The 24,444-nt window shown below is 38.8% G+C and carries 20 protein-coding genes, 1 pseudogene and 1 riboswitch; of the genes and pseudogenes, 5 read left to right on the top strand and 16 right to left on the bottom strand.

What is annotated here, in order from left to right:
* The first annotated feature begins 75 nt into the window (after window positions 1-75).
* Window positions 76-984 (top strand): LysR family transcriptional regulator, encoded by a 909-nt coding sequence (locus tag ACFO3D_RS06685; protein WP_390294070.1) that lies wholly within the window; start codon window positions 76-78, stop codon window positions 982-984.
* 278 nt (window positions 985-1,262) lie between these two features.
* On the opposite strand, the gene nhaC is transcribed toward ACFO3D_RS06685, so the two are convergent.
* From nhaC to ACFO3D_RS06735, 10 genes are all read right to left on the bottom strand, one after another.
* Window positions 1,263-2,705 carry a Na+/H+ antiporter NhaC gene (gene nhaC / locus ACFO3D_RS06690; RefSeq protein ID WP_390294072.1) on the bottom strand — a complete coding sequence of 481 codons (1,443 nt, stop codon included), beginning with the start codon at window positions 2,703-2,705 and terminating at the stop codon, window positions 1,263-1,265.
* 123 nt (window positions 2,706-2,828) lie between these two features.
* The gene (locus ACFO3D_RS06695) at window positions 2,829-4,259 is read right to left on the bottom strand and encodes a dihydrolipoyl dehydrogenase family protein (protein WP_390294074.1); all 1,431 of its coding nucleotides are present in this window, start codon (window positions 4,257-4,259) and stop codon (window positions 2,829-2,831) included.
* Entirely contained in the window at window positions 4,260-5,486 is a 1,227-nt protein-coding gene (locus tag ACFO3D_RS06700) for a dihydrolipoamide acetyltransferase family protein (RefSeq protein ID WP_390294076.1), read from the bottom strand. It abuts the gene before it with no gap.
* Between the two features lie 12 nt (window positions 5,487-5,498).
* Window positions 5,499-6,521, bottom strand: coding sequence for an alpha-ketoacid dehydrogenase subunit beta (locus ACFO3D_RS06705; RefSeq protein WP_390294078.1), 1,023 nt, complete (start codon window positions 6,519-6,521; stop codon window positions 5,499-5,501).
* Between the two features lie 2 nt (window positions 6,522-6,523).
* Window positions 6,524-7,585 (bottom strand): pyruvate dehydrogenase (acetyl-transferring) E1 component subunit alpha, encoded by a 1,062-nt coding sequence (pdhA, locus tag ACFO3D_RS06710; protein WP_390294080.1) that lies wholly within the window; start codon window positions 7,583-7,585, stop codon window positions 6,524-6,526.
* Window positions 7,586-7,617: 32 nt separating this feature from the next.
* Window positions 7,618-8,757 carry a Leu/Phe/Val dehydrogenase gene (locus ACFO3D_RS06715; RefSeq protein WP_390294082.1) on the bottom strand — a complete coding sequence of 380 codons (1,140 nt, stop codon included), beginning with the start codon at window positions 8,755-8,757 and terminating at the stop codon, window positions 7,618-7,620.
* A 27-nt stretch (window positions 8,758-8,784) separates the two neighbouring features.
* Window positions 8,785-9,171 (bottom strand): thioesterase family protein, encoded by a 387-nt coding sequence (locus ACFO3D_RS06720; protein ID WP_390294084.1) that lies wholly within the window; start codon window positions 9,169-9,171, stop codon window positions 8,785-8,787.
* A 220-nt stretch (window positions 9,172-9,391) separates the two neighbouring features.
* On the bottom strand, window positions 9,392-10,042 hold the full coding sequence (locus ACFO3D_RS06725) for a GntR family transcriptional regulator (RefSeq protein ID WP_390294086.1): 651 nt from the start codon (window positions 10,040-10,042) through the stop codon (window positions 9,392-9,394).
* Window positions 10,043-10,228: 186 nt separating this feature from the next.
* On the bottom strand, window positions 10,229-11,242 hold the full coding sequence (locus tag ACFO3D_RS06730; RefSeq protein WP_390294088.1) for an NADP-dependent oxidoreductase: 1,014 nt from the start codon (window positions 11,240-11,242) through the stop codon (window positions 10,229-10,231).
* 440 nt (window positions 11,243-11,682) lie between these two features.
* Complete coding sequence (locus ACFO3D_RS06735; RefSeq protein WP_390294090.1) at window positions 11,683-12,381, bottom strand: YrrS family protein; 699 nt, start codon at window positions 12,379-12,381, stop codon at window positions 11,683-11,685.
* 531 nt (window positions 12,382-12,912) lie between these two features.
* Window positions 12,913-13,018, top strand: a riboswitch (TPP riboswitch).
* A gap of 90 nt (window positions 13,019-13,108) precedes the next feature.
* On the opposite strand from ACFO3D_RS06735, the gene ACFO3D_RS06740 reads away from it, so the two are divergent.
* The gene (locus ACFO3D_RS06740; RefSeq protein ID WP_390294092.1) at window positions 13,109-13,933 is read left to right on the top strand and encodes a lipoate--protein ligase family protein; all 825 of its coding nucleotides are present in this window, start codon (window positions 13,109-13,111) and stop codon (window positions 13,931-13,933) included.
* Window positions 13,934-13,935: 2 nt separating this feature from the next.
* Window positions 13,936-14,880 (top strand): lipoyl synthase, encoded by a 945-nt coding sequence (gene lipA / locus ACFO3D_RS06745; RefSeq protein ID WP_390294094.1) that lies wholly within the window; start codon window positions 13,936-13,938, stop codon window positions 14,878-14,880.
* Window positions 14,881-15,451: 571 nt separating this feature from the next.
* Here lipA and ACFO3D_RS06750 read toward each other — a convergent pair.
* From ACFO3D_RS06750 to ACFO3D_RS06770, 6 genes and pseudogenes are all read right to left on the bottom strand, one after another.
* Entirely contained in the window at window positions 15,452-16,198 is a 747-nt protein-coding gene (locus tag ACFO3D_RS06750; RefSeq protein WP_390294096.1) for an acetoacetate decarboxylase family protein, read from the bottom strand.
* The gene (locus tag ACFO3D_RS06755) at window positions 16,188-17,648 is read right to left on the bottom strand and encodes a sodium/proline symporter (RefSeq protein ID WP_390294098.1); all 1,461 of its coding nucleotides are present in this window, start codon (window positions 17,646-17,648) and stop codon (window positions 16,188-16,190) included. Before ACFO3D_RS06755 ends, ACFO3D_RS06750 begins: the two co-directional genes overlap by 11 nt.
* Window positions 17,649-17,876: 228 nt before the next feature.
* Window positions 17,877-18,587 (bottom strand): acetoacetate decarboxylase family protein, encoded by a 711-nt coding sequence (locus ACFO3D_RS06760; protein ID WP_390294100.1) that lies wholly within the window; start codon window positions 18,585-18,587, stop codon window positions 17,877-17,879.
* Window positions 18,588-18,722: 135 nt separating this feature from the next.
* Entirely contained in the window at window positions 18,723-20,159 is a 1,437-nt protein-coding gene (locus ACFO3D_RS06765; protein WP_390294102.1) for a sigma-54 interaction domain-containing protein, read from the bottom strand.
* 277 nt (window positions 20,160-20,436) lie between these two features.
* Window positions 20,437-20,669: pseudogene (locus ACFO3D_RS18910) on the bottom strand (hypothetical protein); the annotation flags it as partial.
* 216 nt (window positions 20,670-20,885) lie between these two features.
* Window positions 20,886-21,776, bottom strand: a complete 891-nt coding sequence (locus ACFO3D_RS06770) for a LysR substrate-binding domain-containing protein (RefSeq protein ID WP_390294104.1) — start codon at window positions 21,774-21,776, stop codon at window positions 20,886-20,888.
* Window positions 21,777-21,912: 136 nt separating this feature from the next.
* On the opposite strand from ACFO3D_RS06770, the gene ACFO3D_RS06775 reads away from it, so the two are divergent.
* Both ACFO3D_RS06775 and ACFO3D_RS06780 read left to right on the top strand, forming a co-directional pair.
* A complete protein-coding gene (locus tag ACFO3D_RS06775) occupies window positions 21,913-23,241 on the top strand; it encodes an aspartate aminotransferase family protein (protein WP_390294106.1) in 1,329 nt (442 codons plus the stop codon).
* A gap of 169 nt (window positions 23,242-23,410) precedes the next feature.
* Window positions 23,411-24,412, top strand: a complete 1,002-nt coding sequence (locus ACFO3D_RS06780; protein ID WP_390294108.1) for a TAXI family TRAP transporter solute-binding subunit — start codon at window positions 23,411-23,413, stop codon at window positions 24,410-24,412.
* Window positions 24,413-24,444 lie beyond the last annotated feature (32 nt).

A 24,444-nucleotide genomic window follows, 5' to 3' on the forward strand; every position in this document is an offset into this window, starting at 1 on the left:
CATAGTGTTATACTATATGTGAAATATCCATTTGTTCGCTTAAGTATATAAAATAAATATATGGAGGAAAAAAGTATGGATATGAGGCAGCTACGTTATTTTCATACAATCGCCAAGGTCGGACAGATAACCCGCGCAGCGAAACAACTTCATATGGCACAACCCCCATTAAGTCAGTCTTTAAAGGCCCTGGAAGATGAATTGGGAGTCATGTTATTCGAAAGAAATGGCAGAAAAATGGAGCTTACCGAAGCAGGTACGGTACTATACAAGAAAGCGGAAAGACTTTTCAACTATTTAGATGAAGCTAAAATGGAAGTGATCGAGACAGGAAAGGGTATGAAAGGAAAACTTTCCATCGGTTGTGTAAAGTCTTGTTTTTCCAACGTCCCCAACCGTCTACGTAAGTTCCGGGAACAATACCCTAACGTTAAGATCGAGTTAAGAGAAGGCGATACTTACCGACTGAAAGAGCAGCTACATAATCGTGATATCGACCTGGCAATCGTCCGATTGCCGCTTGAAATGAAACCGTTTTCAAGTTATTCCTTGCCAACGGAGGAATACGTAGTAATTATTCCAGAACAATGGGTAGGTAATGATGACCATGTAATTTCACTGAAGGAGTTAGCAAAAATACCGTTATTGCTTTTACATCGAATTAATGGTGTTGGACAGTTCGAGGTTATTATGAATACTTTTAGAGAAAAGAAACTGAAACCGAATATTATTTGCGAATGTCCTGATGTTGATATGATTTTAGATCTTGTTAACGAAGAAATAGGCGCAACAATTGTACCTGTCTCAGCTGTAACAAAACTGGATCACCGAAACACAAAAATATTAGCCATAAAAGATGCAAATGTCGTTTCTGAATCATCAATTATCTGGCTAAAGGACCGCTACCTATCTAAAAGTGCAAGTCGTTTCATTGAATTATTCAAGGAGGCAAAAAATGCAGAAATATCACCAACTCCTAGTTAAATGTCAGCTAATCAGGAGGAACTTTTCCTGATTAGCTAACCTTTACTTTCAAAGATAAATAACAATAAATCGTTAAGTTCCAAAATCTCTTAAAGTACAAATGCTGTACTTGCTTGGATTCAACTTAATCACTTCCATAAGTTCTTTTCCGGTCTGCTGCCTAGTCCAGTTAACTCCCTTTGTAGTCTCCGTGCATTTTTCGCGGGAATTTAAAGACAGATTAAAGTGATGTCCCAACCTCTCCTCCTTCAGCACATGTGGAAGTTAATAATTCAAATTCATTCCGTTCCTGTCGTTTGTACTTCTGTATGCTGTGATTTATTTGTTACAGTCTGATCTGATGGTACATGAGTTAAAGTCCACCCGGTATATCCGAAGAAAACCGTCAGAAGTGGCGATAATAAACAGAAAAACGCAAACGGCAGGTATTCTAAAGTAGGGACTCCCAGTACAGAAGCAATAAATACCCCACATACACTCCATGGGACCAGTGGGTTAATAACTGTACCTGCATCCTCTGCAACTCTTGATAAGTTTTTGTTCGCCAAACCTACTTTAGAGTACTGGGATCGATATGTTTCCCCTGTTAAAAGAATGGATAAATATTGTTCACCAATCAACACATTAATGCCGATTGCTGTTAGTGCTGAGGCTGTGATAACGGAAGATATTTTTTTCAGTAAATGCTCAATTGACGCAAGCAACCTAGGGATAATGCCCAGTGTAAATAATAATCCACCCATACTTAACGCAAGCAATACGAGTCCGATTGTAAATAGCATACTATCAATTCCACCACGCGTTAAAAGGGAATCAATTTTTTCCACTCCGGTTTCTGAAACAAAGCCACCCATTAAGACGCCAAATAGTTGCTTAAGCGATTGTATACCATTTATAAATGAGAGGGCAATCGCACTAACAGACCCCGCTGCTATTGTTAGGATAGCAGGAACTTTCAAGATGGATAACACCAACAAGACAGCAAGTGGAATGGCACCGTTATACCAATGAACCAGATCAGTCGCTAATAATCCTTCCTTAAAAACCTCCATGTTCCCAAAGTTCGAATCGGTTAATGTTGGAGAAATAACCGCAAAAATGATAAACGTTATGACAAAGGCAGGAATAGTAGTCCACATCATATTCCTAATGTGCTCAAACAAATCTACCTTTAAAATTGCCGATGCCATATTGGTCGTATCGGAAATTGGTGACATTTTATCCCCGAAAAAGGCACCAGACACAATTGCACCAGCAGTAATAGCCAATGAAACATCAACCGCACCGGAAATCCCAATAAACGCCACACCAACTGTTGCAACTGTTGTAAGCGAGCTCCCGACCACCATGCCGACAAGTGCTGTACATACAAATATAATCGCAAAGTAGAAACTCGGGGTGACCAATTCAAATCCGGCATAAATCAGTGTTGGGATTGTTCCACCGAGCATCCATGAAGCAATAAGAATGCCAATAAAGAAGAAAATGAATACAGCGCCCATCCCACTTTTGGCACCTTCGATAATTCCCTCTTCAAGCGTCTTGTAAGGAACCTTTTTCACAAGCCCGTATATACATAAAAGTAACAATGATATAACCAGTGGAACATGTGGTGCAGCACCAAAGAAAATAATACTGGAACTGATAACAACAATGATTGTAATCGTTAGTAACAGTGCCTCCATCAGAGAAGGCGTTTGAACAGCTTTAATACGATACATTTAAAAATCCCCTTTTTTAAAATTTAAAAGATCAATAAGAAACTATTTCTGACTGATGTGTGGGTAAATGAATAGTATTAGACAAAATTTCGTGCTGCTGTTCAGCTTGGTGGTTAACATAAATCACAACTTGGCCTTTTGCTTCTTTGGTTTTTTATGGATAGCACTTTCAGTCAACCCTTCCACTGCTTCCAAAAGGGTCTCATTATAGCTTGGATGCGGATATAGAGGAAATTTCAAATCCTCGTCATGTCCAGCCATTTCAAGTGCTGTAACTGCCGAGCTTATTAACTCAATAGCCCCAGCTCCTATAGAATGGTATCCCAACAGTAAGTCTGTTTCGGCATCCTTGATTACTTTTGTCACACCATTTTTTTCATCCGTGATGGTTCCGTAACTATTACTGCCATATGGAAATTGGCTTACTTTCGCATTATACCCTTGTTCTTTTGCTTCTGCTTCGGTCAATCCAACCGCAGCAATTGGCGGTATACTATGAACGACATCTGGGATAAATGTGAGATCCAACTCACTCTTTAACCCTGCAATTGTTTCTGCCACCACCTTTCCTTGTTTAATAGCTTTTACAGCAGACGCCGTTCCTACTGTTGTGTCACCAATAGCAAAAATGGAATCCAGTGTAGTTCTCATCTGATTGTCTACATTTATAAAACCATCATCCGTCAATGTTATTCCAAGTCTTTCAATACCCAATTCATCTATATTGGGTCTATGGTCAGTTCCAAGATATAAATAGTCACCAGAGATGGAAAATGTATTTTCATCCGTTGAAAGTTTTACCTCAATGCTTTCCGCTGAGGACTTAATCGCTTCCAAGGTATAACCCTGATAAACTTTAATCTTTTCTTTTTTCAATATACGTTTGAGTTCCCGGTTAATGGATTCATCAAAGGCAAATCCACCCTCTTCATCCAGCACCATCGTCACTGTAGCACCCAAGTGATGAAAACTAAATGCAGCCTCCAGTGCAATATAATCACTGCCGTAAACAATGATTTCTTCGGGCATTTCGCTGATATTGTAGATAGTGTCCGGCAGCTTAAGGCGATCTTCGTGTTGTCTCAGGTTTTCTGGAAGCCTGTAAGAACCTCCAGTAGCTATAATCGCATGTTTAAACTCATATTGTTCGAAACGATGCCCTATTTCAACGCCGATTCGATTGTTGGAGGTGAAATTTGCAGTACCACGGATTATCTCAATTTGATTTGCACTGCATAGAGCCTCCACACCCTTTCTTAGTTGTTCAACTTTCTGATCTTTGTAAGCTATTAGTTGGGTAAAATTGACGGACGGGCTTCCCACCGATATGCCAAGATTACTGAGGTTCGGTATTGATGCAAGTTGTTTGGCAGTATGTGTAAATACCTTGGACGGAATGCATCCTTTATTTAAACAAACACCACCAACCTCCTCCTTCTCTATGAGCGTTACTTGTATTCCTAATTGTGCTGCCCGTATAGCAGCATTATAACCACCGGGACCACCCCCAACAATAATTAATTCACGTTGCTCAGCAAACTCTCCAACAACCAATCAAATCAACTCCAATAGCAGCTTTTTCGGGCTTTCAATCAAGTCTATAAAACGATTGACAAAGGCAATTGATTCGGCACCATCAGCGACACGATGATCAAATGAAAATGATAGTGTCATAATGGAACGAATTACGATTTCGTCATCATCTGTTATAACCGGCCTTTTTTTCGTTTTATGAAAAGTCATAATCCCTGTTTGCGGATGATTGATAATCGGCGTTGCAGCTATCCCGCCAAGTGGTCCGACATTATTGACTGTAAATGTCCCCTGTTTCATATCATCGGAAGTTATTTTTCCTTCCTGCGCCTTAACTGTTAACGCTTTCATTTCTGTGCTGATTGTTCGGATTGACTTTTGGTCGACATCGTTAATTACCGGGACAAGCAGGCCTTCCTTTGTATTCGTGGCGATTCCGATATTATAATCCTTCAAAAGATGAATCACTTCATTCTCTTCATCAAGTTGGGCATTAAAGATTCTGAACTCTTTTAAGGCAATAACAATAGCTTTTACGAAAAAAGATGCAACTGATATATTTTCTCCTGATTCCTTAAGCTCGTTACGAAATTCCAGTAAATTCGTGACATCGGCTTCGTCAAAGTGCGTAACATGTGGAATCGTATTCAATGAATGACTCAACTTGATACCGGTCTGCTTTCGAATACCCTTATACGGAATTGTATCTCCAAGCGTTTCCTGCTCATTGTCGACCACATCCACCTGGGTTTGGGAAAATCCTTCTTCCGACGAGGATGATGTTTGATTGGCTACTAGTAAAACATCTTCTTCTGTTACGCGTCCGCTTGGTCCAGTCCCTTGAATAGTCTCAATATCGACATCATTGTCACGAGCGATTTTCCTTGTATATGGCGCGGCCAGGACACGGTCAAATTTCTTATGTTTAGGTTTGTTCATTTTAAATCTGCTGTATTCCTTGGTTGCCGTTGCATGCTGCTCCTCCATTTCATCAGATGAGGAAGCTTTCTCCCGATTATTTTCAATTTCCATCAAAACGGTTCCTACTGTGACAACATCTCCCGCATCATAATGAATGTTTTTTATTTTACCTGCTGCTGGTGCGGGGATTTCTGCAACCATCTTATCAGTCTGCAACTCTACTAGTGGTTGGTCGACGTTTACTTCATCACCAACCTTAACAAAGTAATGAATGATCTCTCCTTCATTCATCCCTTCACCGATATCACTGAATTTAACCTCTACCAATTATTTCACCTCCTAAAAGTCTATTACTTTTTGTATCGCAGCTTTCACACGTTCATCAGTAGGTAAGTAGTCATTTTCCAATGAGAATAAAGGGATTGGAACGTCAAATCCGGTCACCCTTTCGATAGGCGCCTTTAAGTAGAGGAAAGAGGTGTCATTGATGATCGATATAATCTCACCGCCAACGCCTCCCGTTTCATGAGCTTCATGTACAATCACTACTCTTCCTGTTTTTTGTACCGACTCGGAAATAATATCTTTATCCAGCGGATACAATGTCCGAAGATCAATTACATCGCAGGATATATCTTTCTCCTTCATTTGTTCCACAGCCGTAGTGACTACAGGCATCATCGCTCCCCAAGCAAGTACAGTCACATCACTGCCCTCTTCCAATAAATTTCCCTTCCCAAGCTCCAGACTGTATTTTTCATCTGGTACGTCAACTCGTTCACCACGATACAGACGCATAGGCTCCAAAAATAATACAGGGTCCGGGTCTTCGATAGCGGCGATCAATAGCCCCTTTGCATCATACGCGTTGGACGGACATACTACTTTAATTCCAGGAAGGTGGGTGAAAAGCGCCTCCACACTATCCGAATGAATTTCCGGTGACCTCACTCCAGCACCATATGGAGCGCGAATAACCATCGGCAAATTATAATGCCCCATTGTTCGTGTACGTGTCCGTGTTACATGCGTTGCAATTTGTTCATAAGCTGGATATATAAACCCAAGGAATTGAATTTCCACGATAGGCCGTAAACCATTTAATCCCATGCCCACAGCCGCACCGACAAATCCAGCCTCACTAAGCGGGGTATCGATCACCCTGTTACTGCCGAATTCTTCCTGCAGACCATCAGTGGCACGAAAGACACCACCATTTTTACCAACATCCTCCCCAAGGAGAAGGGTGTTCGCATCTTCAGCCAACATTACGCGTAGCCCGTCGTTAATTGCTTGTATGAGTGTCAGTGAATCTCTCCTGGTTTTTGGTTTCTGTTTTTCAAGCTCTTTGGATATTGCCATAGCTATTGTTTACCTCCCGCCATTAAGTAATTTTTCTGTTTATCTATTGTCCACGTCGGTTTCTCAAAAACGTAATCGAACATATCCTCAATTGCAGGTTTTCTATAAGATTCCATTTTCTCGATTGCTGCTTCCAGTTCTTGTGTTATTTCTTGTCTGATTTCCGAAACCCACTCTTCATCCCACATAGCATTGTTTTTCATAAACCTTTCTAACCTAAAAATCGGGTCTAATTCGTCACGTGTGTCATTTATTTTTTCTTGATCACGGTATTTAGATGGATCATCTGCAGTAGTGTGAGCACCAAATCGAATCGTTACTGCTTCAATCAATGTAGGGCCCTCACCTCTTTTGGCTCGGTCGATGGCTTCTTTAACTGCTATATTTACGGCGAAAACGTCCATTCCATCAACTCTTATACCAGGAATTCCGTAAGCTTCTGCCTTCTGTGCAATAGTTTCCGAATTCATCTGTTTCTCTACAGGAAGCGAAATTGCAAAACCGTTGTTTTGGTTAAAAAACACAACCGGTGCCTTAAAAACACTAGCAATATTGAGACCCTCGTGGAAGTCACCTTCAGAGGTTGCTCCGTCCCCAAAGTAGGCAATTGCAGTATTGTTTGTTCCCTTATAGGTTTCCGCCATTGCAGTACCGGCAGCGTGTGGAAGATGTGTTGCAATAGGGATTGATGCTGGAAGAATCTTTTTCCTTCTTGATGGCAGACATCCCTCAATACGCCCGTTCCAATGAAGCAGCATCATATCCAAATCAGCTCCAAACGTTAAAGATGCCCCATGATCACGGTAGGTTGGAAACATCCAATCCTCTTCCCCTAAAGCAGAAGCACTTCCAACTTGGGCTGCCTCCTGCCCGGAAAATGATACATAGGTTCCAATCCGACCTTGCCGCTGTAATGCTACACCTTTTTGATCATAGGTACGAATACGTGTCATGTGATAATATAATGACCTTACCTTCTCTTCTGTCAATTCTGATTCATAGTCTTCAGTTGTAACTCTTCCGTCCTTATCAATAATTTGAAAAAGAGGATATCGTTCCTTCATGTAATCTCCACCTTCTTAATATAGATTCAGCTCTATACTCTAACGTTCCATTTAGGTCTCTTGCTTCGGGCAAAGAAGTTGTTTCGTGCACGTTGCTCTTCTAACCGCTGTTGACACTTTTGATTTGCAGATTCCATGGTTGTGATACAATCAAGACTTGATTGTTCATAGATTTCCAGCAATGAATCAAAAATTGCTTTTAATTTTAATAGGACACGCTTTCTATTTGGCTCATAAAGTTCGTCTGCGACCTGGATAAGTCCACCTGCATTAACAATATAGTCGGGTGCATACAAAATACCTCTATCATGTAATATTTGTACATGTCTTTCATGTTGTAACTGGTTGTTTGCCGATCCAACAATGGCATCTACCTTCAACTGTGGAATAGTTTGATCATTGATAATCCGTCCCATTGCACAAGGTACAAATATATTCGAATCCACACCATATATCTCGTTAATTCCTACAACCTTCACACTCGCTCCCAGTTCAACAGCCCTGGTTTTTATGGCATCAATCGCTTGATGATTAACGTCTGTGACATATAATTCCCCTCCCTCTTCCAGTAGCTGCTCTGCAACCTTGAACCCCACTTTTCCTAGTCCCTGAATGGAATATGTTTTCCCGGCTAAATTATCACTACCGTATAGATATTGATTCGTCGCTTTTATCCCATATATAACGCCCTGGGCAGTTGGAATGGATGAATCGCCACTTCCTCCAAATGCTTCGGGTATTCCGTTAATAAAATTGGTTTCTTTCAAAGCGTGGACGAAATCATCCATTGTGGTTCCCATATCTGTTCCGGTATAAAACCTTCCATTCAATGAATCTACAAATTGACCAAAAGCACGAAACATGGCAGGGGATTTATCTTTTTCAGGGTCGCCTATTATCACCGCTTTTCCGCCACCAAAATCGACATCACTGGCAGCACATTTGGCAGTCATACCTTCTGATAGCTTAAGAACATCCTCAAGTGCCTCGTCGATACTGCTATATGGATACATGCGGGTTCCACCTAAAGCAGGCCCAAGGGTTGTATTGTGTATGGCAATGATAGCCCGCAGTCCTGTAGAGGGGTCATTGCAAAACACTACTTGTTCATGGCCGGATATTTTTTGAAACATATCCTGCTCCAAGACTTTCTTGTATTCAAGTTGTTTCATAAACGAGTTCCTCCAATCAATTTTATGTCAGCTTCCAATTCTCTCGTTAATTACCTTTTTTGGAATAACGGCCTGTTTTACTTCTCCCTTACCGATTATTCCATGCTCATTTTTCAAAAGAACTTCGGTTACAACTGCACGCTCATCCACTTTTAAAACAGTGGCTGTAACATCAATTGTTGAACCTAACCCAGAAGGCGCAATATGTTTTACCGTGACAGATGCTCCCATACCTTCTTCATCAGTTTCCAAATAGGGTAATAAAAGCTTTCGGGAAACCAGTTCCATGTGATATACCATAGAAACCGTAGAGTAGGTTGGGTGGACCACCTCTTCATCAAACTGTGCAAACATATCACGCGTAACTTCCACATTTATTGACGCAGTACTGCCTATATGTAAACCTTTTTTCACCGAATCCCCCCTCCTTATGTATACGCTTTCATTTCAGGTTTTAAAAAAACTTAAATGGCTTTTCTAGTGTTTGCAATTTTTTAACTATCGCAATAGTATAATCTGTTTGAAATATTACAATAATAAATAATTTTAGTCAACAGTTAACAGTTAACTAAGTTGAAAAAAAATAAAAAACCTTAATCAATGAGTTGGATTAAGATTTTTCATACGTGCTTTCCTATTCACTTTTGATGTGTTCCAGAACACCTTCCAGACCTTTATTTATATGACGCCTCATAACTTCTTCCGCTTCTTCCTCATTACCATCAAGCAAGATTTTGTAAATACGTTCATGTTCCTCGACAAACGAAGGATAAAAATCTCCATTCACCATACTGTTTCGCATATAGTGGATTTTCGTACGAATTACTCCCAACAATTCAATAAGCTGATGGTTTTTAGATGAATTTATAATTATATCGTGGAACTCCTGATCCAATTTCCCTAACTCAATTCCGATATCTCGTTCGGAGGCTTTTGCGGTCTCTTTTAAATTTCTTGATAATTGTTCTTTTTCGTCCTTAGAAATATTTTTGATAGAAAGGCTTATTGCTAGGATCTCTAAACTTCTGCGACACTGGAATATGTCCACAACATCCTGGACAGACGGCAAATATACGCGGACTAACCCATCATTATATGTCAGTAACCCATCCCGACTTAACATGCGGATGGCCTCTCTTATAGGACCACGGCTAATCCCCAGTTTTTCAGCCATTTTCGCCTCAACTATACGCTCCGAAGGTTTATACTCCCCTTCTAAAATTCCCTGTTTAATTAAATTATAGGCTTGCAAGTGGAGAGACTCAGGTTTAATAATACGACTCATAGTAACCTCCTGATTGTATAATAGAATAAATTCATTGATAGCATAAATCAAAATTTTGAATATACAACTCCTATTATAGCAAATCACGGATAGATTTTAACCTGTTGGGGCTTTGAATCATGGGGACAGGTCCCTTGACTCATTGAAAAACAAAGGTGCGTTCCATTAAGGAAACGCATCTTTCGTTTATTCTATCTCAGATACTTTCACGATCGCTTTCCCTAAGTTTGCACCTTTGAACAGGTCAAGAAAAGCATCAATCGTATTCTCAAACCCCTCTGTAATAGTTTCCTCGTACTGTATTTTTCCTTCCTGCAGCCATCCAGCTAACGCTTCTAAACCTTCTTTGAAACGCTCAGAATAATCGCCAACTGTGAAACCTTTCATTAAAGCGCTCGATTTAATCAAATAGCTTTGAACACGTAAGCCAACATCAGCTTCTTTGTTATTATAGGCGGAAATTGCCCCACATACGGGGATACGCGCAAATTTATTCAACAGAGGAAGTACGGCATCACCGATTTCACCGCCAACATTTTCGTAGTAAACATCAATTCCATTCGGACATGCTTTGCCTAACGCAGCTGGTACGTCCTCTGTTTTATAATTGATTGCTGCATCAAATCCTAATTCATTTATAAGGTAATCTGTTTTCTCAGCAGAACCAGCAATTCCCACAACACGTGTGCCTTTAATCTTAGCAATTTGACCGACCATAGAACCGACGGCACCAGCCGCTCCCGATACAACAACCGTTTCACCTTCTTTAGGCTGACCAATATCCAGCAATCCAAAATAAGCCGTCAAACCTGTCATCCCTAAAACACTTAAATAAGCAGACGCTGGAGCAAGTTTCGTATCAATTTTTCGAATCTCAGATTCCTTAGCAACCGAATATTGCTGCCATCCTAGCATACCTGTTACGATATCACCTTTTTCATAGTTCGGTAATTTTGATTCAACTACCTGTCCAACCACACCACTTGAAATAACCGTATTTAACTCGAATGGAGGGACATAAGACTTCACATCATTCATTCTGCCTCTTAAATATGGATCAACAGAAATATAGTTGGTCCGAATAAGTACTTCACCTTCAGCCGGCTCACCGATGGGCGCCTGCGTAAATTCAAAGTCTTCTTTAACCGGCGTGCCAACTGGTCTATTTACGAGTTTGATTTGCTGTTGCAATCTAATCATCCTTTCTTGTATATACAACTATACAGGTATAGGCCATTGCTGAGCCAATGTTAGGATTTCTACAGTCACATAAACGCTCAACTACAAAAAACCCCTGTTTTTTCTAGCAGACATTCTGTTTAGTGAGCCGAAACTGGGCCTTCTGCCTAAAGAAAAATATAAAAAACAGAAAAGGATGCCACAACAGAATGTATGCGAACGGAGGGCAGGCCAGTTCGGCAAAAGAAAACACATCTATGGAATCCTTTATACAAACATTCCTCCCGAAACGGTGAACCTACTGGAACATTACCCGAAATGTTCCACTTGTTTGATAGAAGTATATACCTTCACAGTAAAAGACCCACCAAGTAAAATGAGAAACTACTCAGTGGGCCAGGTATTAGGTAATTCACTTTTCTTACGGTTTTCATTTCAAATACATGAAAGCTTAACCCTATTTACCGGCTCTTTCGTTCAACACTCGTTACTTTCCACCCCTTCTGATCAACCCACTGGAGGTTAACAACGTACATCCAATCCTGGACACCGTCAGGGCTGACTTTGCCGACTGATTTGTGTGGTCCGCCGCCGTTTTCCAGTCGCCAAAGCGTCATGCTGTCGTCCAAACCGGTTGCCATTTTTATCGCTTTTACTTTTTCATTCCAATCGACTGTTCCTCTTTCGTAGCTGGACGTATGCTCACCGGTCTGGGAAGTGCCGATGGGTTTTCCAATCTGGGATTCGTTCGGACCGCTATCATCCTGCTGGGATTGATTGTCATCCTGGTTTTCCTGTGCGGTACTGCTATTTTCATCACGTTCGGTATCGTCGCCTTCTTCAACTTCCAATTGGTCAATCGCATCCTCGTTTTGCTCGGAGGATTCATCTTCATCTTGATTGCTGCTCTCTTCTTGTTTAGAACCTTTTGCTTCGGATTGCTGCTCGTTATTTTCATCTTCCGTGATTTTCATTTCTTCCTTATTAGGATCACTGTCAGACGCATCGTTGGTCTCGCCGTCTTTGGCAGTATCATTACCCCCAAATATAAGGTTTGCTCCGACAATTAATATGAGTGCAAAAACTAAAATTATAAGCGAGTTAAGGATGATATTTTTTTTGCTTCTTCGTTTGCGAAACATATCTGCTCTATTTCTCATGTTGATCTCCTTTCCAATCCAAAATAAAAACGAAATTGTCGTCTGAGAAAATTCCTGGTCTTGCAGATTTGATAGAAGGCATTAAAAGTTTCTCTAACAAAATCTATTCGATTTTATAAAAGTTTTTATGGGGTTCTAATTTACCATCCCTGTCAATCGCATCTTTTAAAAAACTTACACGGGAAATTATCATGGCTATAAATTGTCCCATCCAACCCTTCGAGAAAATCCGCCATCCAGATTTGAATGACCTGAATATATTTATTTTGATTTAAAATCCAATTTAAAGAAACTCTCCTAACTTAAAGGATTGAGTCAAGTATTTGTGAGAGTTTTTTAGACACTATTTATTTGGAGAATTCAGCCAAATAAAATAACATTGACATCAACCATTATCAAACGTAGGGATAGTGAGTAGCCACAAAATGAATCACCTGATAAAACAGATCTAATCGAAAGGAAACGGGAGAACCGTTCTCGCTTTACATTCCTGCTTTACCTCGTTAAAATAGTCATAGAAATTGCATGTTGATATAGCACTAGGGGAGCTATCATATAGCTGAGAAGAACTTACCTGTTCTGACCCTCATACCCGAACTATGGTAATGCTAGCGTGGGGAAGTGCCGTCGAATTTGTGTATTTTCATTAAACATCACGCAAATTTACTGCACTCCACTACAGGAATGCAGTTTTTTTGTACCACCAGAATATGGAGGTGAACACAATTTGAAGGAGACATGGGGATTTATTGATACAGGCTTTAATAGTGCGTCAGTTAATATGGCGCTCGATGAGAAATTGCTTGACTGGCACGGAGAGGGGAAAATACCTCCAACTTTACGGTTTTATGGTTGGTCGAAACCCAGTCTTTCTGTAGGACATTTTCAGAATGCTGAACGGGCGATTGATTTCTCCAACATGCAAAAGCATGAATGTGAATTCGTAAGACGGTTAACCGGTGGCAGTGCCGTATTGCATGATGATGAGCTGACTTATAGTATCGTCGTTTCAGAGGATAAGGACTATATTCCAACATCCATCCAGGCTGCCTATTATGTCTTATCAAAAGGTGTTCTGGAAGGTTATAAGCAGTTAGGTATTGAAGCAGATTATGCTACCCCGGAGAAAAAAGCGGAAAGAACGGATGTCTGTTTTGAAAAGCCTGCATTCTATGAAATGCTCGTAAATGGCAAAAAAGTTTCTGGAAACGCCCAGACGCGAAAACAAGGCGTGCTCCTGCAGCATGGATCGATTCCTATGAGTATGAATACAACTATGTTATTTGATTTGTTTAAGTTTCCAAATGAAAAAATAAGAGAAAAGAAGCGTAACACTTTTTCTGAAAAAGCAATTACCATAAATGAGATCACCAGGAAGCAGCATACATACGATGATTTAAAAGATGCATTTCAAAAAGGGTTCAAGGAAGAGCTAAATCTGGAATTCACTCCGCTTAAGCTTTCAGACAGTCAGTGGAGTGAGGTTTATGAATTAGCAAAATCAAAATATACCCAGGAAGAATGGAATTTATATCATCAAAGGAGTGTTTGACGGTGGCTAAACAAGAAGAATACATACGTAAACCAGAATGGCTTAAGACAAAAATTAATACCAACAAATCGTATAATGGTTTAAAAAAACTAATGCGCGAAAAGAAATTAAACACCGTTTGTGAGGAAGCACGTTGTCCAAATATCCATGAATGCTGGAGCGAAAGAAAAACTGCAACGTTTATGATTTTAGGCGACACATGTACAAGAGGCTGCCGGTTCTGCGCAGTAAAAACAGGACTTCCAAATGAACTTGACTGGGGCGAGCCTCAACGTGTTGCGGAGTCAGTAGGTATAATGGGCTTAAAGCATGCAGTAGTAACTGCGGTAGCCCGAGATGATTTAAACGACGGCGGTGCGGCAGTTTTCGCGGAAACAGTACGTGCTATCCGTCGCGAAAATCCTGGTGGCACAATTGAAATTTTACCATCTGATATGAAGGGCGATTACGAGAGCCTGCACACCTTGATGGATAGTGAACCGGATATTTTCAACCATAATATTGAAACAGTACGCCGGTTGACCAAAAAAGTTCGCGCCCGTGCCATGTATGACCGCTCGCTGCAATTACTGAAACGTGTCAAAGAAATTGCACCAAACACACCAACTAAATCGAGCATTATGGTTGGACTTGGTGAAACAAAAGAGGAAATTATTGAGGCTATGGATGACCTCCTGGCACATAATGTAGACATAATGACTATTGGACAATATCTGCAGCCAACAAAAAAGCACTTAAAGGTGGAAAGATATTACCATCCCGATGAGTTTGCCGAGCTAAAAGAAATTGCCTTAAAAAAAGGCTTCAAACATTGTGAATCCGGTCCGCTTGTCAGATCTTCCTATCACGCAGATGGGCAGGTCAGTCAAACCTCCGCACAACGCAGAATTAACTATATGAAGGAATACGAAAAGCATGAAAACAAGCAAGTAGATTCATCTTTTTAAAATGAACAAACCGGGGTAGTCACTTATGTGGCTACCCTTTTTTAAGCACGGGGACGGTTCCTGTTCTTCTTCGCATACTGGGACTGCTTATAAAATAAAATGCTATTCAATTTATCTTTGACGAAAATACCTTCTTGAGAAAATAAAAAGCCCTTCCCCCTAATAGGAAAGGACTTGAACACACTTCATCCGCTATACATCTCGCCTCTTATTTACGGAAAGTTCTTTAGCATTCCTATAAATTTGACACAGCGCTTCTAGCCGGTTCCCCGAAGCATCATTTAATCTATACCTCCGCCCCTCTGTCAGAGGATATTTTTTTATTGTATAATAATAAGTTTTCTCGCCAATGTTTTTTATAAGACCCTTATCTATCATGTTTAGAACCTAGCTTTAAAAATGAAGATTCGTTGAAGCAGAATCAATTTCTTTTAGGAAATGAGTAATCAACTGTCCAGCAGCAGCGGAGGTATAACGCTGTATATTCCTCGATATTTATTGGGCATCACGCCTCAGTGAAATATCGCTTTATACTGTTATATTGACTTTATAAATGGTAATAAATATAGATTTATCCGTCAGGTTCAATGGTTTCTAACAATCTTCCCCAACCATTTTCTTCAGTTGCGTAAAAGTCTCCTTTTACGACTCCGCCCCCTATAATATTTAAAGGCTTTAATAGATTTAATGGATCTGTACTGGATGCATTAATTTGAAGCTCCGCGTTATGTGTGTAAAATTTATCATGTAATACAAAATCCGGTGATGTGTCACGTTCGATAACTTCTTGCATCTGTATTCCACCGCTAGGCCTAGGAGTAGTACGTATATTTAAATGCGGAGTAGTTACAGGCTCATTAATACTATCCGTTTTATCTCTTATATTCGTTTTTATATCTACTATTACCTTTCCATCCTTTCTTGCAATCCCACGGTACTCCCCATTACTCTGATTCAGAGTTATCTCAGCATATTTCTTTGGGTATCCCCATAAATCCCTTCCTGCAGCTATTGCCGCATCCTTGTTCTCATACTCATAAATATAGTAACCACCATACTTATCTTTATATTTTACTGGAATCACCATTGCGCAATCCATATAGGAAACCTTATCGGTATTACTAAAGTCTGAAACGGAAATAACCATTTGATTATCAACGTATTCAAATGGTGTAAAAGAGAGGATTCGCTTTAACTCATCTTTGCGAACTTCTGCAATAACGAAAAGGGATACATAATTTTTGCATGTGTAAGGCACGAATGGGTCTGGAAATAGGGGAGCATGGACTGGAACATTATAACCGGTGTTACTGTTCATAATATTTAGCCTCCTTGGTGGATTTCAATTCATCATTTATGGAATCTGTCCTTTTTGTTAATTTACTAACTAAAAGTAATACAGTTATTGATGCAATGGTTGCAGGGATTAATTCATATAGATATGCTACCCATGGAGTGTTAATCCAAATTATTGTCACAAAAGTACCTGTAAAAATAGAGGAAAGAGCCCCTGCCTTTGTAACAACATTTGTATACAAAAGGAAAATTAGCAATGGCCCAAAACTTGCTGCTAAGCCTGCCCAAGCATAAAGAACCAGTGCGAAAACAGATTGGATATTCAAAAGTGCTATGAAAGTTGCAATGATACCAAGTGTAACCATTGTTATTCTTGAGATGAACATTAATTGTTTATTAGTATATGTCTTTTTTGATATTCCTTTAAGAAAATCACTTGCAAAAGATTGGGTTGAGACCATAATTTGAGAAGAAAATGTAGACTGGATTGCTGCAAATATAGCAGCTAATACAACACCTGCAAGCAATGGATTCATTGTCTCAATAGTCAATCTCGGAAAGATATATTCTGGATCATCTATGGCTGGGATTAGAACTCTCCCAATCAGACCTAATAAATTCGATCCAGTCATAACTACAATTACCCAGAACATAGCTATAAAAGATCCTTGAGAAATTGTTTTATCATCTCTTGCTGATAGAAACCTTTGCATTATATGTGGCTGACCTGGTTCTCCTAATCCAAAAGCAAACAGCCCGATGAATATACCAAAACCTGCTGCTCCTGTTGCTCCTCCAATTGAAGATACTAGTAATGGATCAATTGACTGAAGTGTATTAAAAAAGTTTGCAGGCCCTCCAAGCTCAAAGAAAATCATATATAAAGGAAATATAAGCAGGACTGTTAACATGATTAAACCCTGCGTAAGGTCTGTTAGGACAACAGCTCTATAACCGCCAAAAATTGCATAACCAATAACAAACGCTGCTGAAAGAATTAAACCTATATTGTAGTCAAAAGATATTGTCGCATCAAGAGTCTTTCCCGCTGCTGTTAGTTGGGAAGCCATCGAAGCCACAAAGAAAATAATAATTACTAAGCTTGAAACTATTTTTAAAATATTTTTGCCGTCATCTAATTTTAGACTAAAGTAATCAGGTATACTCAAGGCACCTAACTCTTTTCCCTCTTTTCTTAACCTTGGCCCTACAACAAACCAATTTAAAAGATAACCGATAATAAAGCCTGGCAACATCCACATCGTACTTATTCCGGAAATATAGGATGCGCCAGCAGCTCCAATAAATATCCACCCACTAGTATCGGTAGCGCCTGCACTTATAGCTGTCGCCCAAGGGCCAAAGTTTCTATCCCCTAAATAAAAGCCTTCTTCACTTTTTGATATAAATTTTTCTGCCAGGACACCAATTAAGAAGACAATGACTAAATATATAACAAATACTGTTAACACTATTCTTCCCTCCTCTTATTTGTTCTCCTAGCCAAAATGAACGTTGCTAGAAAACCTAAAATCGGCACAATAATATATAGGAACCAGATCAAAAAAAAGTTATCCATACTATATATCCCTCCATTTTATGAACTTTAGAAAAACTAGATATCCATGATTCTTTTATATTTTTGCCCCAATCAGAAATCGCTTTCAAAATATAGCTTATAATCTCCTACACATACTTTACTACTTAAGATTTTCAACAATTTCACCATAAGTAAGTGTAAAAGCTCCTTCAATATAAACAGCACCTATAACTTCCTTAACACCTAGTTCACTTAATGGGTCTTCTGCCGACTCCTCAATATTTAAGGTAGCATTACCGAATACTTTTCTCTTAATTTCTGTATCTTGTAACTCATTTTTAATGATGGTATTTAAATCCGTTCCTTTAAATTCAGGATGCGGCATTCTTTTAACTTGAAGTCGCGGACTTAGAACAGGTTGTTTTACTTCCTTTGAATCCTTTTCAAAATTAATATCGATAATTTTCTTTCCTCTTCTGGTAATACTACCTGTAATATTCCCTTCGTTTACATCAAAGGTGACTTCTGCTAATTTTTTGGGATATCCCCATATTTCCCTACCTGCACACAAGGCATCATCTTGGTCAACATATTCGAAAGCAACGCAAGCACCATTTATTCCTTTATAGGAGCAAGGAATCACAACTCCGCCTTCACTATACAAATCCAACCCCTCTATTTCATTATTTTGTAATACAAACACCTCAAAAATATCTGACGTTAACTCAAATTCTTTTGGTAAAAATTGTTGTAATCCCTTTCGATCACCTCGACAATAAACACTTACTTTTTGATAATCCTTGTACCTGTAAGGCAAGCTAGGATATAAAGGTGAATATTCCGGTAAAATTGTATATTCGTATCGTTTCATTTTCAACTTCCTCCTTTTTTGTTATTTAATAACTATGTTGCAAAAAACATGCCAAAATTTAAAACCCTGAATTATCAGGGTTTTAACACTATAGAGAAATAAATTTACCTAAAGTAATATAGTTAAATTTAGTAGTCACTCATTTTTGAGTAACTTAATTTTTAATATATAATTCTCTAAACCATATTTTTTTATTTTATTACTTAAAGTTTGTTGAGGCATATCTAAATTTCTTGCAGCTTTTGAGATATTTCCCCAAGTATTCTGCAATTCATTTTTTATAATAATTTTTTCAACATCCTGTATCTTTTCCTTAAACGTTTGAGTGGTATCTAATTCTACTGAAGGAGTGAAAGCATATTTCTTCTCAATCACATAGGATCCTCTAGAAATATTATTAAATTGGATATCCTGTCCACCTATTACCCCTGTATCTTTTTTATTCATAAGACGTTCGATAACATTTCTAAGTTCTCTTACATTACCTGGCCAAGTATAACCGATTAATTTATCAATTGCTTCATCTGTCAGTCCAGTTACACTCTTTCCAAACTGTTCATTAAACTTTTCTATAAAGTGATTTATTAAAATAGGGATGTCCTTTCTTCTGTTACGTAAAGGAGGCAGTTCTATATTCAACACACTTAATCGATAATAAAGGTCTTCACGAAGTTCATTGTTGATTAGTAATTCTTCAGGGGCAACATTTGTAGCAGCAATTAATTTAACGTTTATAGGGATTTCTTTTGTGTCTCCTACTCTTTTAATCTTTTGGTCTTGTATGACCCGTAAAAGTTTGGCCTGTAAGTTCATAGGAAAAGAATTGATTTCATCCAGAAATAGAATGCCACCATTTGCTAATTCAAATAACCCCTCTCTATCAGTTGCGTCTGTGAACCCCCCTTTTGTGGTACCGAATAAATAGGATTCCAGTAAGTTTTCTGGAATGGCAGCACAGTTTTGTGTTATTAATGGTAATTTTGTTCCGTTCATGAATGACTCATGGATAGCTTTTACAAGTACTTCTTTTCCAGTCCCCGTTTCTCCATAAATAAGAATAGGCGAAGGACTTTTTGCATAGATATCTAATTCTGATTTTATTTTCAATATTTCAGGACTTTCTCCAATAAAATCATTAGTATCTATAACTGGTGTCACTCCTGTGGGTTTTGGGTTAATATCCTGCCTATATTGTATATGTAAGTTTTTTAAATCATCCGCCAAGTTTTGCATGGTAGACACATCTCGAAATGTTTCAAAAGCACCAACAAACGTCCCTTCGTCTATTATAGGATAGGTAGAAGTAATGGTTGTCTTCTTCTCTCCTCTGTAGGTAATAAAAGTTCGTTGTTCGTCAAGCACGGGTCTTTTTGATTGAAAGACATTTATAAAAGTACTGTTTTCTCTTTTTAGATCTGGAAACACTTCGAAAACTGATTTTCCTATGACTTTATCATTGTTCAAACCAATTGAATTAACAGCCTTGTTTGCATAAATGAATTCTAAATTAGAGTCAACAATCATCACACCTTCTTTAAGTGTGTCTGTAACTGTCTTAAATATTTTCTCCATAAGTAGACCCTCCTTTAAAATATTCAGGATTAGCAAATAACCTACCAATAACTCTGCATCTTCAGCTACTGCCGATATATAAATCCTCTCTCTTTAATTACTAGAAATATAAGCTAGATTTTCTGATTAAAATTATGAGTAAAAGTGTTTCATTTAATTAAGCGGAAGAGGCGGAAAATAGGATATAAAGCAATTCACTGAGAGAATACCAATTCAGATAATTTTAACATAATTTTTAATTATATAATTAATCAGGTGGATAGAGATAAAAGGTTGGTTATAGGATATATAAGTGGGAAATAGAGGGCTTGTTAAATAAAGTGTGGAAGTTCATTAAAAAGCCCTTTCTTTTAGATTTTCTTGGAGAAGGAGTTGGTTCATTCATAACAATGGACCAGTTTTGGATATGACCGATCCCACCTTGTTCAAGTTCTTTTGCGTAATTATAACAATTTTTAACAGAGCGTTTTCTCCGAGGAATGCTCCTTTTTGGGTTGCTTTCCTGAAGCTAATTGTATGCTCTCTACTACATTTGGAAGCTATAATCCAAGTTGAGATATCCCCAACTGTGGCCGCAACCTGATCCTGCTCCATGTCCAAGAATCAGGACGATTACTAAATTAACCTTTAGCCATAATCGCTTAGGCTTATTTTTTTATAATCATTTAATTATAGATAAAACTAACTGCCCAGAAAGTAACAGAACCATCCACATGCCTTACCACATCACCTTTCCTCCAAACTCCCCAACAAAAAATCCTTAAAAACTGCAGTTATCTTGTCCAACTCAAAACCTTTCTTGTAAATAAGCTCAAAATTCCGGTGAATGCTTGGAATACCCTTAACATCCATTGTTTTTAATTCTCCGGTGTTTAATTCCCGTTCAACAGAAAAGCGGGGCAGGAAAGAAAAGCCAACGTTCTTTTTCACCATTTGTTTTACGCCTTCGATGCTATCTATTTCCATGATGATATTCGGTTCCAGGTTTGTTTTTTTAACGGCATTGTTGATAAGAATCCAATCTATTGTTTCCCTTTTAAATAAAATCAGTGGATGTTTTACGAGTTCAGTCATCTCTATTTTTTCGTAACCTTTCAGTGAATCAGGATGATAAACTAAAATAATTTCGTCTTCCTCCAGTTGTATTGATTCAATTTTCGGATGTGAAATGGACCGAACAATTCCAAGAGAAACCTCATTTTCTAACACCATATTCATGACTTGATCTGAATGGCCACTATGAATCACTAGTTTTATATTCGGGTGTTTTTTGTTGAAATCATGGACAAGTTTTGGGAGGAAATATTCAGTGCCTGAAAACACGACTGAGATATGCACTTCCCCTTCCAGTACTTCAGTATTGCATTTTTTAATAGCCATTCTTCCGTCCTGCATATTTTTTATAATGTCTTGGGCATAAGGAAGGAACACTTTTCCTTCTTCGGTTAAAAACACATTATTATTCACTCTTTCAAATAACGAAACATCCAATTCTCTTTCCAGTGCTTTAACCTTGGAACTAATCGATGGTTGTGATGCATACATCAATTCACCAGCTTTACTGAAGCTACCGGTTAAGGAAATATAAACAAAAGCCTCAAGTTGGCCCAGATTCATGTAATCGCTTCCATTCTATAAAGAATTTTAATGACACTATAAAAGAACCGAATTGGATTTGTCAATAAAGAGGTAGTATCATTTTGAGTACAATAAATATTTTGATTATTACAGACATGAGGAGGTATCGGTTATAGTGTCTCACGTTAAATTAACAACTGAAAAATCTGCACATTTATATGAAAGCGCAAAACGAGTTATGCCAGGTGGAGTGACAGCAAATATTAAGTATTTTCCACCATATCCACTTTTTATGTCTAATGGCGCCGGGGCATATCTAACAGATGTGGATGGAAATGAATATATCGATTACTTGTTGTCTTATGGATCCCTCATGCTTGGTCATGGTCATCCTGAAATTGCCGACACCATGCAGTCTCACATTAACAACCATGGGACCTGGTTGTACGGCACCCCCCATGAATTAGAAATAACCTTTGCCGAGAAAATCAAAGAGCATTTCCCTAGTATCGAACTGCTTCGATATACGAATTCAGGGACAGAGGCTACTTTATTAGCATTACGGTTTGCAGCTACATACACCGGTAAACACAAAATAGCAAAATTCGAAGGGCACTATCACGGTGGCTATAATGAAGTTCTGTTAAGTGTCGACCCTGAGACGTCTGATGCCGGACAAAAAGAGAAACCGAACGCGGTCCCGTCATCTAAAGGGATCTCCCCTTCACAGACTGAGCAAACTATTATACTGCCGTTCAATGATGAAGCAGCCTTTGATATCTTAAAAGAACATGCAAATGAAATTGGCGCTGTATTGATAGAGCCCATACAAGGTGGGTTCATACCTGCAGAACATGGATTCATGACTAAGCTTCGAAAAATAACGGAAGAATTAAATATTGTATTGATCTTTGATGAAGTAAAGACTGGGTATCGGATAACCTTAGGCGGCGCACAGTCCTACTATAATGTAGAACCTGATTTAACTGCACTGGGCAAAGTCATTGGCGGTGGATTTCCAATGGGGGTTGTTGGCGGTAAAAAGGAAATCCTGATGGAAAGTTCACCTATTGATAATATAACGTCTGAACCATTAAACTCAAAAGATGTATTGTTTCACAGTGGCACTTATAATGGCCATCCCATGATATTAGCTGTCGGGTTAAAAACAATTGAAATATTGGAAGAAGAGCTTGAAACAGTACTAAACCGAACTGAAAAATTGAAGACACAATTAGAGGCCTTATTTTATACGAAAGGTATTCCTATGCAAACTGTGGGATTGGGATCCGTATTTAACATGGTTTTATCTGAAAATGAAATTTCAAACTACCGGGACTACCAGGAATCGGACTTTGATACCCGAAGAAAAATCGATAAGCATTTATTAGATGAAGGAATATACTCTAAACCGATGAATCGATATTCCATGTCCATAAGCCACAGAGATAAGGAAATAGAGAAAACAATTGCAGCTTTTAAAAACGTACTAAACAGCTTATAATTTTATCTTTTTTGAAATAAGATAAGTTAATATTCTTTTGTTTGACTTTTCACAACTTTTAGCACATATTTAATTTTAAGGTAGCGCTGGTTTGCCATACCTCTCTGAGTTTACTTCTCCGATACATTTGTAAGCGTTATCAAACAAATACAAGGGAGATGGAATTAGAATGAAAAAGAAACGGATTATTAGCACTTTTTCAGTTTTAGCCGGTCTGGTATTGTTCCTTAGTGCATGCGGTGGAGGAGCAAAGAACATTGCGATTGGTCCCCCTGCAAGTGAGACAAATTCAGCATCCTCGTTAATACTTGAAGCATATGGCATTGGTGAAGGCGACTACAATCCATATCAGGAAGGTTTTGGTGATGCGGCTGACGGTGTGCAGGATGGTAATATCGATGTCTCAATTGGAATTCTTGGTTCTCCTGCTGCCAGCATTCAAAACTTGGAAGCAACAACTGGAGAAGTGAAGATGCTGGGACTTTCTGATAAAGCCATCAAACATATTGAGGAAAACAGCGGTTATAGTAAATACACCATTCCGAAAGATACATATGAGTTTTTGGAATCGGATGTGAACACAGTGGCTGCTTATGCGATCCTGGTTGGAAATACAAATACAATCAGTGAAGAATTAGGCTACAATCTGGCAAAAATCATGATTGAAAATGCTGATGAAAATACACATGCACAATCCAAACACATGATTATTAAAAATGCTTTAAAAGGATCTGAGGGGATACCAATCCACCCAGGTGCCAAGAAATATTATGAGGAGCAAGGATTGACCGTAAATAATCCGGTGGCCGAATTGAACGTTGAAGAGACAAAAGGCGAACTTATCCTAGGAACCGGTAGTCAAGGGGGAACTTACTACCCATTGGGTGGTGAAATGGCCAATGTATGGAATAAACATCTGGAAAATGTAAGTATTACCAACACCGAAACAGGCGCTTCTGTAGAGAATTTGGCAAGTATTCGAGATGGCAATATGGATCTGGGAATGGCTGTTCACGTTCCAACGTTGGAAGCGATAAATGGAACAGGAGACTTTAAAGATAATAACGTGGATAATGCGGCTTTCATCGGTCATATTTACCCTGAAATCGTTCAAATCGTCACGTTGGAAAGTACAGGTATTGAGAGCTTCGATGATTTGAAACCTGAGTAAACACCATTGGGAGTATAGTCATTAACTAGTGA

The sequence above is a fragment of the Virgibacillus kekensis genome (assembly GCF_042654125.1).
GTDB classification, from domain to species: Bacteria; Bacillota; Bacilli; order Bacillales; family Amphibacillaceae; genus Lentibacillus; species Lentibacillus kekensis.